This window comes from Microcoleus pseudofavosus SVA1_A4, assembly GCF_036700565.1.
GTDB lineage: Bacteria > Cyanobacteriota > Cyanobacteriia > Cyanobacteriales > Microcoleaceae > Microcoleus.
In genome coordinates this window covers 6,419-21,828 of the sequence record NZ_JAUBPE010000010.1, presented here as the reverse complement: position 1 = coordinate 21,828, position 15,410 = coordinate 6,419, and the positions used below count along the sequence as shown (strand labels likewise).

Genomic DNA, 15,410 nt, shown 5'->3' with positions numbered 1-15,410 from the left:
AAGCTTCTTAGAATCAATTTATCAGCAAACAGGAGGCAGCAGAAGAAAAAAAATCAACTTCATACTTTCTCCTGTTAGAGGAGCTGGTGTCCCCACCTTTCTGTTATAGATGCTCTTTAAACTGCAAGGCGGTTATTTCTAGCAGTTGCGAGTTTTCTATTCTGCAATTGCGCAGTAAAAATAATTGAACCGCCACCCACACCGTAAGTGCTGCGCCGAAGCGCCTAGCGCTTTTGATGTTCTGCGTAATTTCTACAGTAAGCTGCGCCGAAGTGCGCCGAAGTGTAGTTTTTTTACGTAATTTCTACAGTGAACTATCAGAATTTAAACTCGCCACTGACAACTCCCCAAAACCTTTCTCCCCTAAATTTTTCCCTTGCTTTTTCCGCGATCGAGCCTGGGTGCATTGAAGTTTTCTAATACTCCCAGTTCAGACAAATCCTTCCCTGACTTAGGATTTGAATTTATTTAATAAACGACTGCACCTTCCTAATTTTAGTTCCCGATGATTAATTAGAAATTTAGATAGTTCGCCCGGGAAAATATTGGTTTTAATTTTCTCTCGGACAATTTGATCTCAATCCTAGCGAACTGAGCAAAAAGTTTTTTTTTCAGCTTTTTACTAACAAATATGCAAAACTTTATCTATCTCAAGACAGATTGTAAAATTCCGAAACAAACAGTAATAAACGCAGGAGTTGTTTTTGGTTGCAGTTGCAAGCTCGATCGGCATTTGGAGGGGGAATGACGCAGGGCCGGCCTGAGAAACCCGGTTGCTTTGTAGGTGTCGGGTTGCTTTTCCCCAATATTTCTCCGAGAAACTGGCTTGATGAGGCTTAGTCGTCTCGATGATAAAAATGCTTGTTTCTTGAGAGGAATAAAATTATTTTATTGCCGTTGTATTGTAGAGAATTATTGGCTCATTAACTTTTTTTTCCTGTTGAATTTTAACTCTCTTAAGGCAGTTAAATAAAAAAAAATCCCATAACAGGGAAGCGGTAAATTAGCAATGAGCGATTAGCAATTATCAACGGTAAACTATCGATTACCGATCGCCGGTGAGGGCTTATAGATGAGGGCGGAGGGCTTACGGATGAGAGCGGAGGGCTGACCAATTAATTAATTGACACAAAATCAAGATTTCTGATGGGGGGCTGGTGGTAGAGGATAAGCGGTTAGGACAGATCGACCGATCGCCGCCCAAAAAATTTTACTCAACTTTGCCTCCCATATTGCCCTGAAACCGGTTGGCGAGAGCCGAAGTAATTTTAATAAGAACTAGAGATCCGCCTGGTAAAGTGCCTCCAATTTAACTTTACTCAGCAATGCTCAACTCAAGTTCGCGATAAATGTACAGGGGTCTGCGGTAGAGGTGCAAAATGTTAAAGATAGCAAAATTGGAGAAAATTTGGCTTTCACCGAGCCACAGGGCAATCAAAACTAATAAACTGTTATTAAAGTACAAGTTTTATACCCTAAAAGTGTTTGAACAAATATATTTGAGTCCAGCACTCGCCCGATCGGGGGAAGCGCATTCAGAAACTTTGATTGAAAGAGTAAAAATCAGTTTGTCGATCGTTATTGCTAGTGGCAAAAACGCAGGCAAATTCAGAATTAAGGCGGGAGGGCGCTAAATCGGTGAGCCAGGAATTTAAACTCTCTGTTACCCCAGTTGGGGACGACGAATATCTAGTGCGGACAGAAAGGGTTGCACCCGGTGTACCCTTAGCAGAACAACAAGTCCGCTGGCCGATCGACGAATGGCTTGCACTGTCGGCTCAACTGATGAACGATCCGCTCGTGGGCTTGCTCCAAGGAAAAGCAGTACAGGGAATCGGTGCTGGCGGTCGCGGACTCTCGCGATCGGAAAAAAACTCAGCGCCGAATTTAGTAGCCCTCGGGCAGCAACTATACAGCGGGCTGTTTGAAGGAAACTTGCGCGATAGCTGGACTTGCGCTCAAGGCATCGCCCAGCACCGCCGAGAAGTGCTGCAACTACGGCTAGGACTCAAAGGCCGGCGCTTGCCGCGGCTGCCGTGGGAAGTTCTGCACGCGGGCGATCGCCCTTTGGCCACCGGCACCGATGTCGTGTTTTCCCGCTACCAACCAGGTACAAGTTTGTTCAAACAAACTCGGGTACTGCCCTGTAGCGGGCCGCTAAAAATTTTAATGGCGATCGCCTCTCCGAGCGATCGGGACAGCTTGCAGCTCAAGCGAGAAGTGCTCCACCTGCAACAAGAACTCCAAAACCGCACCGTTAACCCCCTCAAAAACAGCCCCCACTCGGAAATTCAACTGACTATTCTCGAACAGCCCGATCGAGAACAGCTTACCCAAGCCCTAGAACAAGGACACTACCAAGTCCTGCACTACGCAGGCCACAGCAACTTAGGTTCCAGAGGCGGCGAACTCTACCTAGTCAGCAGCCGCACCGGCTTAACCGAAACCTTGAGCGGCGACGACTTAGCCGGATTGCTCGTCAACAACGGCATTCAGATGGCCGTTTTCAACTCCTGCCGCGGAGCCTACGGCGACCCCTCCGATCTCGCGGACGACAGCCCGGAACGCAACTTAACCGAAGCTCTAGTCAAGCGGGGCATTCCGGCAGTGCTGGCAATGGCAGAAAGCATCCCCGACGATGTAGCCTTAACTCTCACGCGGCTGTTTTACCGCAACCTCAATCAAGGCTATCCAGTCGATCTCAGCCTGAGCCGGGCCAGGGCCGGACTAATTTCTGCCTACGGTTCTCACCAGTTATACTGGGCTTTGCCCATTCTCTACCAGCACCCGGACTTTGACGGCTATCTGACCGGAGCCGGGGCCCAAAGCGCTGCATCCGGGTCTCTGGTGCAAATAATCGCGTCGGGAACGCAGCCGGCGGTCGCGGGTACAGAATGGAAGGCGCCGTCTTCGCTTTCGGCGATCGCCCAATACCCGCCAATGCCAGCCAATCGACCGGATGAGTCAGACAGTTCTGACGCGGAAGTCTGGGAATATTTTCCCGACCAATTAAAAGATCGCAGGGATTGGGTTCACCAGAACGATCGGCCCTTTGCTGCTCATTCACCGAACTCAGAGACGGCGAAGCCCTCCTCTATTCCTAATTCTGAGTCTTCGGTTATCCAAGCAACTCGCGCCACTAAACCGGCTGAGAAACCGTTAAAAAATCCGGGATTGAAAAAATGTTTTGCCCTGACGCTTTGCTTGTTGCCCCTTGCTTTGAGTGCGGGCTTTTTTGGGTGGCGGCATTGGCACCCGCGAGGCACGAAACCGGAAGAGTTACTGCCGACGGTACGGACTCCCCTGTCGCAAAATTACCTGCAACAGCAGCACTAAAAAGCGAGATCCGATCGCACTGCTGAGTTTGGGGCTGCTTGCCCTGGCTCCAAACGAGCTGCGGTTGTCGCTGGCTTTTTTCGCGATCGGCTGCAGGAAAAGTTATTAATAATAGTATGCTGCTCGATCGCATTTCGGACTTACGCTCATCAACCCGGTTTCTACCCAAAATCAGAAGCTGGGCAACCCAGCGTCTAGAAAGAAATCGGGTTTATCGTCGAGAGAGTAATATCAAATCCCGTAGCATCGGAATTATAAGAGTGCGAGCGTCCACAGCGAACTACCGAAAAATTTCGCTGTGGTCGCTCGCACTCTGGTCGATCGAAATATATAATTCCAATGCAACCGGAAACGATATAAGTCCGGGACTGCTCGATCGAGCATTCGTCATTCGACAGCCGGAGCATTCGTCATTCGGCACCAGACAATAAAAGCAAGAGTGACAACAATAGTCCTAGACGCACGCGGGTCGCAAACCCGGTTTCTTCCTAGATACTTCGCTATTAAAACAAGATTTCTCGCAGAAACCGGGTTTATGAGGCGTAAGTCCTGAACAATTAAGAACGTCTTGACCGCCAGAGCGGTTGCTATATTTCACAATAAGTAATTGTGGAAGCGGCTGTGAGTTTGGCCTGCCCCTACAGCTTGCGCATAAATTTTGAGAGTCTGGCAGTTGTTCGGCAACGAGTGGAAACCAGTCATTTCCACCGAAACTCCATGCCGGGAACCGCTGCTCATTTGTAGTGCATCCAACATTTAAGCTGTTGCGCTTTTAACTCGCTCTTTTTCAATTCCCCTGTGGAAAGAACGTCGAATTCTCTGGATTTGGGCATGATATCAATTCCGGTTGCACTCTTCGACATGATAGGTCGGACACGGCGCCGTGTCCTGACTGTGGGTAACATTAATTCCGATGCTACCGGATTTGATATGAGGAGGAAGATTTTCCCGATCGCCCCGTCGCACCTGAGAAAGCGGCGAAGCGTCATTCGATTTTAGATTTGAGATGCAAGGATTTTGGATTGGCCCCACGGATAAATTCGGGAGCTTGAGGATTTGAGATTTTAGATTTTGGATTGATTCCACGGATAAATCACGTGGCGGGTACCACCTTTGAAATTCTTGGTCAAGAGTGGCGAAGCAATCTCGCCCCATTGAAACTATTTCCCTCAATGTGGCTGGGCGATGTTTGTGCCGCCGCGCCCATTGAGCCTGGTTTAAGCTAAAACCAGTTCAACGAACAGGTGAAATTTGCTTCAATTTTTACCGGATTGCCTTCCCCGGACTGCGTTCTGTGCAAGTTATATGCCAAACACCTTAATAGAAGATTGCTCCTCGGTATTTGGCGTTTTGAGGGGATTGGCAGCCCGAAAAACAGGGTTTATACCATTTTAGATTTTTGATTTTAGATTAAAGACTTGAATAATTGGGAATGACTTATTCCATAAGGGTTTGGAGCACGGGCCTGCAATTGGATTCTTTTTGTAAACTGGTGCGTGCAAGTAGCTGGCAGCGGCACCTTTGAACAAGTGCTGCCTCCCCTTGTTGAGGTAAAAGTTAACCCCGCGCCGGTAACTGCTTTCGGCAGATTTGCAGCGGTCGCGCTCTAGGTATTTCGATTCATGGCTGTCTTATTTTTACCTTGACCGCAGACACGATCGGGGATTTGTGAATGCAGGGAACAGACTTTACTGTAAAAAAGTAAAGCATTTAATTTGCGACAATAATTCCCCGCGCGATCGCTTGCAAGGCTTAGGCAAGCATTTGGGCATCGAGCGGCAAATAGATCGCCCTTCGAGCATCCTTACTTGCACCCCCGGTCTTGAGGCCGCAGAAATTTATCCAGAATTTTAATATTCAGAATTCTTAGTATTGACAGTGAAACAAAGTTAATCTAATGTGTTGTAATTGATATAAGTAAAGTCCAATAAGCGAGGTACGGTCAATGGCAGAAACAGCTACAGCACCCTTAACAGGAAAAGGTCTGCTTCAAAAAATCAAAGGCAGCGATTTGCCGCGCAGAGAACTTGCAAAGCTTTGCGGCTACTTCACGGTCAGCAAAAGTGGAGAAACGCGGATTAATCTGGCTGAGTTTTACGATGCAGTGTTAGCTGCTAAGGGCATTGAGCTAGAGAAGTCGAAAGCAGACGGACGCGGGCGAGAAGCGAGTTATCGAGCTAGCGTTCACAAGAATGGCTCGATCGTGATCGGGGCGAATTATACCCAAGAAATGGGATTAAAGCCGGGAGACGAGTTTGAAATTAAACTCGGATACAAGCACATTCGCTTGATTCAGATCGATGTTGACAGACCGGATGTAGAAGAAGTGGATGATGAAGAGGAGGATACAGAAGAATAGAGGCGATCGCGATGCAGTCAGCCGATAGCAAGGCGACTGGATTTGGCATTCGCTACACGAGTATTTGCGCGCTACCCTTCGATTTAACTGATGAGCTGTCTTGACTATTTCTATTTTCTCTTGTCCCGCAAAGACTACAGTGCCTCTGAACTTCGCAAAAAGGGGCAAGAGAAAGGTTTTGGCAATGATGAAATATTGGAGGCGATCGCGCAAATTCAAGACCGGGGCTATCAGTCCGACACTCGCTTGGTGGCAAACTCGATCGCCTCTGCTGCAGGCAAATACGGGAAGTCCGCCATCAAGCGCAAGTGCCTGCAAAAAGGAATTACCAGCGATTTGTTCGAGCAAGTCTGGGAAGAAGAAATTGCCGAAAATCAGGACTCCGAAGCAGAAAAACTGGCAGAATTAAAAGCCAAAATCATGCGGAAATACAAGATCGATACTTGGGGTAAAGCAGATCCGAAAACCAAGGGCAAAGTCTTGAATTACCTGCAATACAGGGGCTTTAATGCCTTTGAAATTTGGCGGCAGTGGCAGACGGAAGAAGAAGATGAGTAAGTTATAGGACAACCTGCGATCGATACGGCCCCCAGATAGTCAAGCACAACCGCACTGCTGTCTGGGGGCTAAATTGTGAGTATGTCATATCAATTCCGGTTGCACCGGAATCATATAGAGGACACGGCTCTTGGAGTGTCCCTACCGACAATAATATTGTAGGGACACGGCATTGCCGTGTCCTAATTTTGGCTAATAATTCCGATGCTACCGGAAACGATATCAATCCTCAGACTTGACTGAATAAGATTCGTACATCTGCCGGTGTCTGGCTAAAAGCTGGAGATATTTGTCGTTGATTTTGGCCAGCATCCATTTCTCTTGAAAAATGGCGGCGGATTCTGCTTTCACCGGATCTGCTTGTAGCGGCAAAATATCTTTTCGAGCAGCGCTTTGCTCTGCAACAGACTTCAGCTTTTGAGGGTTCTGCTGGTATTTTCGACCGCTTTTGTGGTTGGCGTAGCGACGCGATCGAGTATACCCCATCTGCAAGAACTTGCGAGCCATGTCGGCTCCCACAAAATCTTCGCGATCGAGATACTCTAAAAACAAAGAGTAAATTTTGCTGCTGGACTCCCTCGCAATTTCTGGAGTCTTAAATCTCCAGAAAGGCAGAATTTCTCCTTTGTAGGGTTCCACCAACAGCACTCCCTGTTCTCCTTTCCCCACCCGATAAAGTTCCGGGTGCTCTCGAAAGTCGATGTTCTTAAAATCCGCATGGTAGTCGAACTGCTTCATCGGGCGTTTTCTGTTCTATCTGGAACTATAGAAGCCCGCGGTTTACCTTCGTCTGGTTGGGTATAAACCCAGGCCCAAGCAATCAAGACAGCTTGAAAAGGCAGCCTGAACCAATACAGTAATTGGTTGTGGGGAATCCCTTCTATCGGAATGTTGTTGACGGCTTGATTGATATTAGCTGGAAACACGGCAATAAACAAGGCAATTAATCCCCACGCCGCCGCCCTGCTGACAGGAGGTACTAACAGCCCAATTCCGCCCAAAATCTCGAAAAAACCGCTGATATAAACCAAGGCTTCCGGGTAAGGAAGCTGGGGCGGCACGATTCTGATAAAAGGTACGGGTACTGCAAAGTGCAGCACGCCTACAATACTGATAGCTACTGCGAGGATAACTCGCCAAATTTCTTTTTGACTTTTCATGGCAATCGGTAATTAATAATTGTTAACTTGCTGCGAAAATGCTTGCAAAAATTCGCTATCTGCGATCGAAATGACAAGAAAACTGAGACACAAAAATCCAAGCCTTCGGGGCTTGTCTACTCTTGCTGGTGGCTGTAACGATTTTCATTCGTAGAAAAACCTGCTTTCGGGGTAAGTCCCCGACAAGTTTTCGCAGCCCCAAACTTGAGGAAGCAAGGTCTCGAATCGAAGGCAGCAGGTGATTGCCGAAAACAGATAGCGCGCGTTTTGATACCAAGATTTTAAGGTCTAGTTCCCTGCTGCTGCCTCTATCTTCGGGTAGTGAAACCTGATTTTTGGTTCCGGATCGGGCCCGGTCAGCAGCCAAACCAGTGGGATTTTCTCGATCGACAAATACGTCGCAGCTTAACATTAAATCATCCAGGGAATTGATGAGTGCGATTGCTGCTAAATTTGACCTTGCCTTGCAGGCGATCGCACCTTAATTCGACTAATTAATGCGAGTAATTTGTCAAGAACGTTTAGAATTATTTAATATTTTCGCTTTGAGAATTATTTGTAGAGGCAATTCGGGAACGATCTGTAATTAAAATTACCGTCTAAATTTTGTGTTTTGTCAACTTTGCAAAGATGTTACAATGGATCAAATGATCGAATATGCTAAAAAGTCGATCGCCGTAGCAACTTCCAAACCATCCTGCTGGAATTCAAGATTGTCACTCCTAGGCAGGAACTTTTTAGCCACCACATTATTCAAAAAGATTGAGCCTCCAAGCACTGTGTCATTTTTATCTACACGCAAGCAATCACCGACGACCATGAACACCTCACTCAACACCTCTAAATTTGGATTTAACCGGATGCTGCGGCAATCGCTGTTTGCAGGCATCATTTCCGCAGCAGCTTTGGCTAGCGGATGGGCGCCCGGTTTGTACGGACAATCCCCAGGCCTCGTTTTCGGAGCCTCCGCCCAAGCTCAAGAGATTAGCAACGAGGAAATTACTAGCTACGCTCGCTCCGTCTTAGCAATAGAACCCAAACGGCTGGGAGCCTCTCAAGAAATTAAAGGCTTAGCAGGAGGCTCGGTGCCCAGAGTAGTGTGCAACGAAACTCAGCAAATCAACCGGCTGTCTGGAAATGTTCGCGGTATTGTGGTAAATTACTGCCAACAAGCTAAAAAAATTATCGAAACTAATGGCTTGACAGTTAGTCGCTTCAACCAGCTCACTTTGCTCCAGCAAGCCGATCCGGCTGTAAAAGCGCGAATTCAAGCCGAGCTGCTGCGGCTGCAACAAGCGGGCAATCAATAAGCTTGAGGGTTTGAGTCTTTCTTCCTCTCCCGTTCGATTGTTCGAGTGACTAGACGGTATGCAAAAATGTTTGAAAAAATGGCGATCGTCTGTAAAAAAATGCTTGACAAAATAACAGAAATTTGGTAAGAAAGCCAGAACGGGAGCGGTTCAGAGAGATGAATGTTTTGCAACTCGCTGTAAATCCCAATTAGAGATAAAAAAGATATTCCTCAAAAACTAGATGTGAAGTGAATTCCTCTGAGGAATAGAATATAAAAATGCTAACATTCACAAAACATTTACCTGCAAATCCCGATGCAGTTGTCAGCTTTATTTTACCGATGACAGCCGACGATCGCACTCGCAGCCGCCACCAGTTCGAGACGGAGACGGGGGAAAGGCTGCACCTGAATTTGCCCAGAGGTACGGTACTGCGCGATCGAGATTTATTGCAGTCGGAAGACGGTAGCTGTTTGGTACTGGTAAGTGCAAAACCCGAATCGGTTCTGACAGCGCGGGCATCGACTCCGCTGCTGCTGATGCGGGCGGCTTATCATTTAGGAAACCGCCACGTAGCTTTAGAAATTGCCGATAATTATTTAAGGCTTTCTCCCGACTCTGTTTTGCAGAGAATGCTGGAAAAAATGGGTTTGGAAGTAATAGCAGAAATTGTACCGTTTCAGCCGGACATGGGTGCTTACGGTCACAGTCATTAGGAATTGGGCATTGGGCATTGGGCATTGGGCATTGGGCATTGGGCATGGGTCAAAGAGGGAATTGGTAACAACAGCTTTCCTGTCAACAGTCAACAGCTTTCCTGTCAACGGTCAACAGTCAACAGTCAACAGTGAACAGTCAACAGTCAACAGTGAACAGTCAACAGTCAACAGTCAACAATCAACTTTTATGTTTGTTGCAGCTAGCTTTTGCACCAGTGGGAGCTTATAGTTATTCTGAGGGAATCGAAAGCCTGGTAGAAACCGGTGCGATCGACAGCGAGATTGCTTTGAGGAATTGGTTAGAAAATTCGCTGCAATTCGGGGCTGTTCGAGTAGAAGCCGCTGTGGTGGTACGGGCTTTGAGGGCAGCCCAGATTGGGGATTTGACCGCTTTGAATTACTGGAATGCTTGGGCGACTGCTGCTAAGGAAACAGAAGAGTTGCGCTTGCAAAGTTGGCAAATGGGGCGGACTTTAGTCAGGTTGCTGCTGGATTTGCGTGAAGCGAAGCTATCCCGCAGGGAATCGCCCGTGGCTTCTGGGTTAACAACAAGTGTAAAAGATTTGGTGGAATTTGGCGGCAATCCGTGCAATTTTGCGATCGGCTTTGGCATTGCCGCCGCCAACTGGCAGATTGAAGAGGAAGCCGCCGTTTTAGGATATTTGTACAGTTGGGCTGCCAATTTGGCGAGTGCGGGCGTGAAACTGATTCCCCTCGGTCAAACAGTCGGTCAGCAGTTGCTGTTAGATTTGCAATCGCAAATTAGCTGCACGGCACAAGAAGTTTTACAATTAGAAGATGATGACCTTGGGAGTTGCAGTTGGGGATTAGGCCTAGCTAGCATGGCGCACGAAACTCAGTACACTCGGTTGTTTCGCAGTTGAAAATCAGACAATCTAAAATCTAAAATCTAAAATCTAAAATTGCTATGGGTGCTTTTCGTGTAGGAATTGCTGGGCCGGTTGGTTCGGGGAAAACTGCTTTACTTGATGCTTTGTGCAAATCGCTGCGGCAGCAATACCAGATTGCGGTTGTTACTAATGATATCTATACTCAGGAAGATGCCCAGTTTTTGGTTCGGAGTCAAGCTTTAGAGAGCGATCGAATTTTGGGCGTAGAAACGGGAGGCTGTCCCCACACAGCCATCCGCGAAGATGCTTCGATTAACTTAGTAGCTATAGAAGAGTTAGAACACAAATTCACGGATTTAGATTTAGTATTTGTCGAAAGCGGCGGCGACAATTTGGCGGCAACATTTAGCCCCGAGTTAGTAGATTTAACAATTTACGTGATCGATGTCGCTGCGGGCGATAAAATTCCGCGCAAAGGCGGGCCGGGAATTACTAAATCTGATTTATTAGTAATTAATAAAATAGACCTCGCGCCTTTTGTGGGAGCCGATTTAGGAGTGATGGAACGAGACGCTAAAAAAATGCGAAACGATAAACCATTTGTTTTTACTAACTTGAAGACCAAAGAAGGATTAGAATCGGTAGTTAATTTTGTTAAATTGAATATGGCATAGATTGAGAAAATATAGTATAATGTAAATAAAGTGACACGGCTCGCAATTCCCCGTGAAAACGTCTCCAGACAAATATAGTCTGCTTGAGTCGCGGGAGTGTCAAAAAAATCTCGTTCTAGTTTTGCCGTTTAATGACTACCAAGTAAGTTATGCTGAGTTGTTATGATGCAGCCGAATACTTTTTGGCTCAGGCAAGTGAAGATGCTGGCGATCTGATATCTAATCTCAAGCTTCAGAAATTGGTTTACTATGCTCAAGGCTTTCATTTAGCTTTGTACGATGAACCGCTATTTCCTGAAGCCATAGAAGCATGGACTCACGGGCCCGTTGTTCCTGATTTGTACCGTCACTATAAAAAGTATGGTACTGGTGCAATTCCATGTCCAGAATATATAAACTTTTCGATTTACGACGAAAAAAATAAGAGCCTGCTTGATGAAGTTTACTCTGTGTTTGGGCAGTTTGCTGCATGGAAGTTAAGGAACATGACACACGAAGAATATCCCTGGAAACTTGCTGCTCAAAATAGCGGAAAAATTACTCATCAATCCCTGAAAAAATACTTCAAGACTCAACTCAATTGTGAAGAAGCATCTTAAGGCAAATCAACGCCAAGAAAAAGGGAAAAGGATTTCACCTAGAGAAATTGTTGATTTACCGCCAGAGCAGGAGTCACCTCTATTTTCTTTGCGATACATGAATAAAGATTACTCTCTTTCTCAATGCACAAAAGATGAAAAGGCTGCTTTTGCAGATACGCTCTACAAATTAAATCAGCTTACCTGGAGTGAGATTAATGCTTGTCCCCGTCACGGATTGGGCTACGAGAAGATAGCCCGAAGTTCCATTAGAACACCTATTCCCAGCCATCTTAAGGATGATGTAAATTTTATTGCTTTTCGGTTTTGCGGGAAGGCTCCGATGGTTGGTTATCGGGATGGGGCTGTGTTTTATGTTATTTGGTTGGACAGGGGTTTTACGCTTTACCCTCATTAAAAAGAACTCGTTAAATTAGTGGCCGTGTCCAATTTTCGCTACCGCACCAGCAATTCCCTGACCAAATTTGCCAAACGTTCTGTACTGTCTCTCACCGCTAATTGAGCAGCAGCTTTAGACATTTTTTCCAAATATTCCGAATCTCTTAACAAATACAATACTTTGCTTTGCAAGACATCTGCTGTTAGTTCGCTTTGACGGAATACCACAGCGGCGCCGGCTTTAGCAAATACTTCCGCATTAAATCTTTGGTGGTCGTCAGCGGCGTGAGGAAAAGGAATTAAAATAGAAGGTACTCCAGTCACTGCTAATTCTGTTAGAGCACTCGCGCCCGATCGACTAATGGCTAAATTTGCTCGCTGCAACAAGCTCGCCACATTGTCGTAAAATGGCATTGACAAATATTGCTCGTGTTTCAAACTCTCAGCATCCGGGTCATTATTTCCGGTGAGGTGAACCACCCAAGCACCCGCATCAAACCAAGCCGGAGCACACTCGCGCACTAACTGATTGACTGCGACAGCACCTTGAGAGCCGCCCATGACTACCATTACAGGTACGCTGTCAGGAATTGGCAAATTTAGAGGTTGGCGAGTCAGGAATTGCGATCGCACCGGAGTACCCGCAACCACCGTTTTCGCGCGGGGTAAATGCTCGGCTGCTGCTGCAAATCCGATCGCCACAGCAGTGCACAAAGGACTAAACCAGCGCGTCACCTTCCCCGGAATTGCATTAGATTCGTGGAGAATCACCGGCAAACCCAAAGAGCGGGCCGCCAGAATTGCAGGTGCTGCGATGTAACCGCCAGTAGTAAAAACTCCCTGAAAATTTCCCGCTTTGAGCAGCTTCCGCACCTGAAGGATCGAGCCGGCGAGTCCGCCCAAAATTCGCACTGTACCGAGTCCAAATCGCTGCTGAAAGCCTTCAACGGCGATCGTGTGGAGGGGGTAAAGGGCTGGAACTAATTGCGTCTCCATGCGGTCTGGGACTCCCAGCCATTCGATCTGACAGTCGTTCAACTGCCCAGCGGTGGCGATCGCGGGAAATAAATGTCCTCCTGTACCGCTAGCTGCAATCAACAACCGGATAGGGGCTTTTGTCAAGGTATTTGTCTCTTTTACAAGTTCCACAGGTCGATCGATTTTAGATTAGAGGTTTTAGATTATTATGCTTATTGTTCCGGCAGTTTCAGCCAATTTTCAATCAGCCATCTAAAATTAGATTGTGCCGTGTCCCTCCTTCCGTTGTCAGTTTTCGTTGCAGGCGAACAGTTGCCTGCGCCGCGACTCCTGACAAATAACCAAATTATCATCTAATGCGTAATTTTTTGAATTTAGTGCCAAGTGTATCTCAGTATTTTTGCAGCCGTCGGGACGAAAAAGCCGATCCTCTTCGAGGGCTGCGCCAACGGGCGATCGTTTTTGGCTTTAACTGCGGGCAGTCGATCGCTCAAATGTTGTTATGTTTAACAGTGGTAAGTGTTGGCGTGCTGCATCCGACTGCTGTCAGAGCTATTGGTGCGATCGGGGCGACTCCCCAAACGAGCGCCCAAACCCCTGCAAATGCGCCTGCCCCACTCACAAAAGTGCTAACAGAAATTGACGCAGCGGCCAACCGGCGCGATGTCAAAGCAGTCATGGCATTTTACAGCCCGAATTTCACTCATTCTGACGGCTTAAACAGGCAAAGCATGGCAAAAGCCCTCACCCAACTCTGGGATCGATATCCGAGTTTAAATTACCGCACCGAGATCAAATCTTGGAACACCGAAGGTAGCGCCATTGTCGCTGAAACCGTAACTACAATTGCCGGCACTCACAAACAGGATGGCAGAGAATTAACTCTCAAAGCTACCATCCGTTCTCAGCAGCGCTTTGAAGGTGAAAAAATAGTTAATCAAGAGATTTTAGCAGAACAAACTCAGCTTACTTCTGGCGAAAATCCTCCCACAATTCAAGTGAATGTGCCGGAGCAAGTTAAGGTGGGCGAAGAGTACCATTTTGATGCCATTGTTCGAGAGCCGATCGGCGATGATATTTTAATAGGGACTGTTTTGGAGGAACCCATTACCGAAAAAACATTTTTTAATCCGTCACAAGTCGAGCTGGAGTTGCTAAATTCTGGGGGAATTTTTAAAGTAGGTAAAGCTCCGGCTACCCCTGAGAATCGGTGGGTTTCAGCAGTTTTGATGCGACAAGGCGGAATTGCAATGGTTAGTGTGCGATTGCGGGTGGTCAAGTAATAAAATAGGTGTTATTAGTTATGTGAGTAATTTTTGTAGTGGCGGGTTAAGTAAAATCTCTAATACAAATGAGAGAACCCGGTAAACCTGCCCCTACAAGAATTATTGTTAAGTGACCAGACTTGATTTTATACCAACTAAAAACTAAGTTTTTTCCTCTTCCTTCCTCTCTGCGCCCTCTGCGCCCTCTGCGGTTAATACATCTTTCTTCTTATTAAAAATGATTTCTCTCCAAAATCAAATTGTTTTCATTACAGGTGCGAGTAGCGGTATCGGAGCAGCCTGCGCCAAGATATTCGCCAAAGGTGGAGCAAAACTAATTTTAGCAGCCCGCCGCCTTGAAAAGCTCGATCGACTGGCAAACGAACTTGTAGAAACAAAATCGATCGCCTCGGCGAACGAGATTTATTTGCTAGAATTGGACGTGCGCGATCGCCCGCAAGTCGAATCGGCGATAACTGCGCTTCCCGATGCCTGGAAAGCGATCGATATTCTCATTAACAATGCGGGATTGAGCCGCGGTTTAGACAAACTGCACGAAGGCAACTTTCAAGATTGGGAAGAAATGATTGATACCAATGTTAAAGGCTTGCTGTACATGACTCGCTACATAGTGCCGGGAATGGTAAGCCGAGGCCGCGGCCACGTAGTGAATATCGGCTCAATAGCAGGCCGCCAAGCTTATCCGAAAGGTAATGTTTATTGCGCTTCCAAAGCAGCAGTGAGAGCTATTTCCGAAGGGTTGAAACAAGACCTTTTAGGAACGCCAGTGCGGGTGACGGAAATAGAGCCGGGTTTGGTGGAAACTGAATTTAGCAATGTCCGGTTTCACGGCGATTCAGAAAAAGCAAAAAATGTCTATCAAGGATTGACACCGCTGACTGCCGACGATGTAGCCGATGTCGTGTATTTTTGTGCGACGCGATCGCCCCACGTCAATATTAGCGAAGTCTTGCTGGTTCCCACGGACCAAGCTAGTGCAACTCTGGTTCACCGAAAAGAGTTTTGAGTTTTTAGTGGTAAGTGTCCGGATTGCGCTCGAATTCTCAGGAAGCTTAAGTGGTAGATGCACCCTGATTAATTAACTCCCGACCAATTTTGGCCGGGTTTTTTATTGGGCGATTTGGTGATGTTGAAAAAGTTTGAGGTAAGTGTCCGGATTGCGCTCGAATTCTCAGGAAGCTTAAGTGGTAGATGCACCCTGATTAATTAACTCCCGACCA

At 46.8% G+C, this 15,410-nt stretch carries 20 protein-coding genes; 14 read left to right on the top strand and 6 right to left on the bottom strand.

Annotation, left to right across the window (positions count from 1 at the left end; translation table 11 throughout):
* Positions 1-1,379 precede the first annotated feature (1,379 nt).
* Together QUA02_RS06460 and QUA02_RS06455 are read left to right on the top strand one after the other, a co-directional pair.
* Complete coding sequence (locus QUA02_RS06460) at positions 1,380-1,634, top strand: hypothetical protein (protein ID WP_333026145.1); 255 nt, start codon at positions 1,380-1,382, stop codon at positions 1,632-1,634.
* Between the two features lie 4 nt (positions 1,635-1,638).
* Complete coding sequence (locus QUA02_RS06455; protein ID WP_333026143.1) at positions 1,639-3,336, top strand: CHAT domain-containing protein; 1,698 nt, start codon at positions 1,639-1,641, stop codon at positions 3,334-3,336.
* A gap of 734 nt (positions 3,337-4,070) precedes the next feature.
* On the opposite strand, the gene QUA02_RS06450 is transcribed toward QUA02_RS06455, so the two are convergent.
* The gene (locus QUA02_RS06450; RefSeq protein WP_333026142.1) at positions 4,071-4,325 is read right to left on the bottom strand and encodes a hypothetical protein; all 255 of its coding nucleotides are present in this window, start codon (positions 4,323-4,325) and stop codon (positions 4,071-4,073) included.
* A gap of 679 nt (positions 4,326-5,004) precedes the next feature.
* Here QUA02_RS06450 and QUA02_RS06445 point away from each other — a divergent pair.
* From QUA02_RS06445 to QUA02_RS06435, 3 genes are all read left to right on the top strand, one after another.
* Positions 5,005-5,190 (top strand): hypothetical protein, encoded by a 186-nt coding sequence (locus QUA02_RS06445; RefSeq protein WP_333026141.1) that lies wholly within the window; start codon positions 5,005-5,007, stop codon positions 5,188-5,190.
* A 91-nt stretch (positions 5,191-5,281) separates the two neighbouring features.
* Positions 5,282-5,695: an AbrB/MazE/SpoVT family DNA-binding domain-containing protein gene (locus QUA02_RS06440; RefSeq protein ID WP_333026139.1), complete on the top strand. Its 414-nt coding sequence runs from the start codon at positions 5,282-5,284 to the stop codon at positions 5,693-5,695.
* A gap of 90 nt (positions 5,696-5,785) precedes the next feature.
* Positions 5,786-6,253 (top strand): regulatory protein RecX, encoded by a 468-nt coding sequence (locus tag QUA02_RS06435; RefSeq protein WP_333026138.1) that lies wholly within the window; start codon positions 5,786-5,788, stop codon positions 6,251-6,253.
* Positions 6,254-6,475: 222 nt separating this feature from the next.
* Here QUA02_RS06435 and QUA02_RS06430 read toward each other — a convergent pair whose 3' ends face one another.
* Together QUA02_RS06430 and QUA02_RS06425 are read right to left on the bottom strand one after the other, a co-directional pair.
* Positions 6,476-6,991, bottom strand: a complete 516-nt coding sequence (locus QUA02_RS06430; protein WP_333026136.1) for a DUF4385 domain-containing protein — start codon at positions 6,989-6,991, stop codon at positions 6,476-6,478.
* Positions 6,988-7,413 carry a DoxX family protein gene (locus QUA02_RS06425; protein WP_333026134.1) on the bottom strand — a complete coding sequence of 142 codons (426 nt, stop codon included), beginning with the start codon at positions 7,411-7,413 and terminating at the stop codon, positions 6,988-6,990. The genes QUA02_RS06430 and QUA02_RS06425 overlap by 4 nt, the downstream gene beginning before the upstream one ends.
* Positions 7,414-7,748: 335 nt before the next feature.
* Between QUA02_RS06425 and QUA02_RS06420 the strand changes: the two genes are divergently transcribed.
* A complete protein-coding gene (locus QUA02_RS06420; protein WP_333026133.1) occupies positions 7,749-7,898 on the top strand; it encodes a hypothetical protein in 150 nt (49 codons plus the stop codon).
* Positions 7,899-8,056: 158 nt separating this feature from the next.
* On the opposite strand, the gene QUA02_RS06415 is transcribed toward QUA02_RS06420, so the two are convergent.
* On the bottom strand, positions 8,057-8,233 hold the full coding sequence (locus QUA02_RS06415; RefSeq protein WP_333026131.1) for a hypothetical protein: 177 nt from the start codon (positions 8,231-8,233) through the stop codon (positions 8,057-8,059).
* Here QUA02_RS06415 and QUA02_RS06410 point away from each other — a divergent pair.
* From QUA02_RS06410 to QUA02_RS06385, 6 genes are all read left to right on the top strand, one after another.
* Entirely contained in the window at positions 8,232-8,723 is a 492-nt protein-coding gene (locus tag QUA02_RS06410; protein ID WP_333026129.1) for a DUF4168 domain-containing protein, read from the top strand. The genes QUA02_RS06415 and QUA02_RS06410 overlap by 2 nt on opposite strands.
* A gap of 260 nt (positions 8,724-8,983) precedes the next feature.
* A complete protein-coding gene (gene ureE / locus QUA02_RS06405; RefSeq protein WP_333026128.1) occupies positions 8,984-9,421 on the top strand; it encodes an urease accessory protein UreE in 438 nt (145 codons plus the stop codon).
* Between the two features lie 152 nt (positions 9,422-9,573).
* The gene (locus QUA02_RS06400; protein ID WP_333026127.1) at positions 9,574-10,308 is read left to right on the top strand and encodes an urease accessory protein UreF; all 735 of its coding nucleotides are present in this window, start codon (positions 9,574-9,576) and stop codon (positions 10,306-10,308) included.
* A 44-nt stretch (positions 10,309-10,352) separates the two neighbouring features.
* The gene (gene ureG, locus QUA02_RS06395) at positions 10,353-10,949 is read left to right on the top strand and encodes an urease accessory protein UreG (RefSeq protein ID WP_333026126.1); all 597 of its coding nucleotides are present in this window, start codon (positions 10,353-10,355) and stop codon (positions 10,947-10,949) included.
* A 149-nt stretch (positions 10,950-11,098) separates the two neighbouring features.
* Complete coding sequence (locus tag QUA02_RS06390) at positions 11,099-11,548, top strand: Panacea domain-containing protein (protein ID WP_333026125.1); 450 nt, start codon at positions 11,099-11,101, stop codon at positions 11,546-11,548.
* A complete protein-coding gene (locus tag QUA02_RS06385; RefSeq protein ID WP_333026124.1) occupies positions 11,532-11,945 on the top strand; it encodes a hypothetical protein in 414 nt (137 codons plus the stop codon). Before QUA02_RS06390 ends, QUA02_RS06385 begins: the two co-directional genes overlap by 17 nt.
* A gap of 38 nt (positions 11,946-11,983) precedes the next feature.
* Here the strand turns inward: QUA02_RS06385 and murG are convergent, their stop codons facing one another.
* Complete coding sequence (murG, locus tag QUA02_RS06380) at positions 11,984-13,048, bottom strand: undecaprenyldiphospho-muramoylpentapeptide beta-N-acetylglucosaminyltransferase (RefSeq protein WP_333026123.1); 1,065 nt, start codon at positions 13,046-13,048, stop codon at positions 11,984-11,986.
* A gap of 68 nt (positions 13,049-13,116) precedes the next feature.
* Entirely contained in the window at positions 13,117-13,257 is a 141-nt protein-coding gene (locus tag QUA02_RS06375) for a hypothetical protein (RefSeq protein ID WP_333026122.1), read from the bottom strand.
* A 3-nt stretch (positions 13,258-13,260) separates the two neighbouring features.
* Here QUA02_RS06375 and QUA02_RS06370 point away from each other — a divergent pair, with 3 nt between their 5' ends.
* Both QUA02_RS06370 and QUA02_RS06365 read left to right on the top strand, forming a co-directional pair.
* The gene (locus QUA02_RS06370) at positions 13,261-14,187 is read left to right on the top strand and encodes a nuclear transport factor 2 family protein (RefSeq protein WP_333026121.1); all 927 of its coding nucleotides are present in this window, start codon (positions 13,261-13,263) and stop codon (positions 14,185-14,187) included.
* A 220-nt stretch (positions 14,188-14,407) separates the two neighbouring features.
* Positions 14,408-15,196, top strand: a complete 789-nt coding sequence (locus QUA02_RS06365) for an SDR family oxidoreductase (RefSeq protein ID WP_333026120.1) — start codon at positions 14,408-14,410, stop codon at positions 15,194-15,196.
* Positions 15,197-15,410 lie beyond the last annotated feature (214 nt).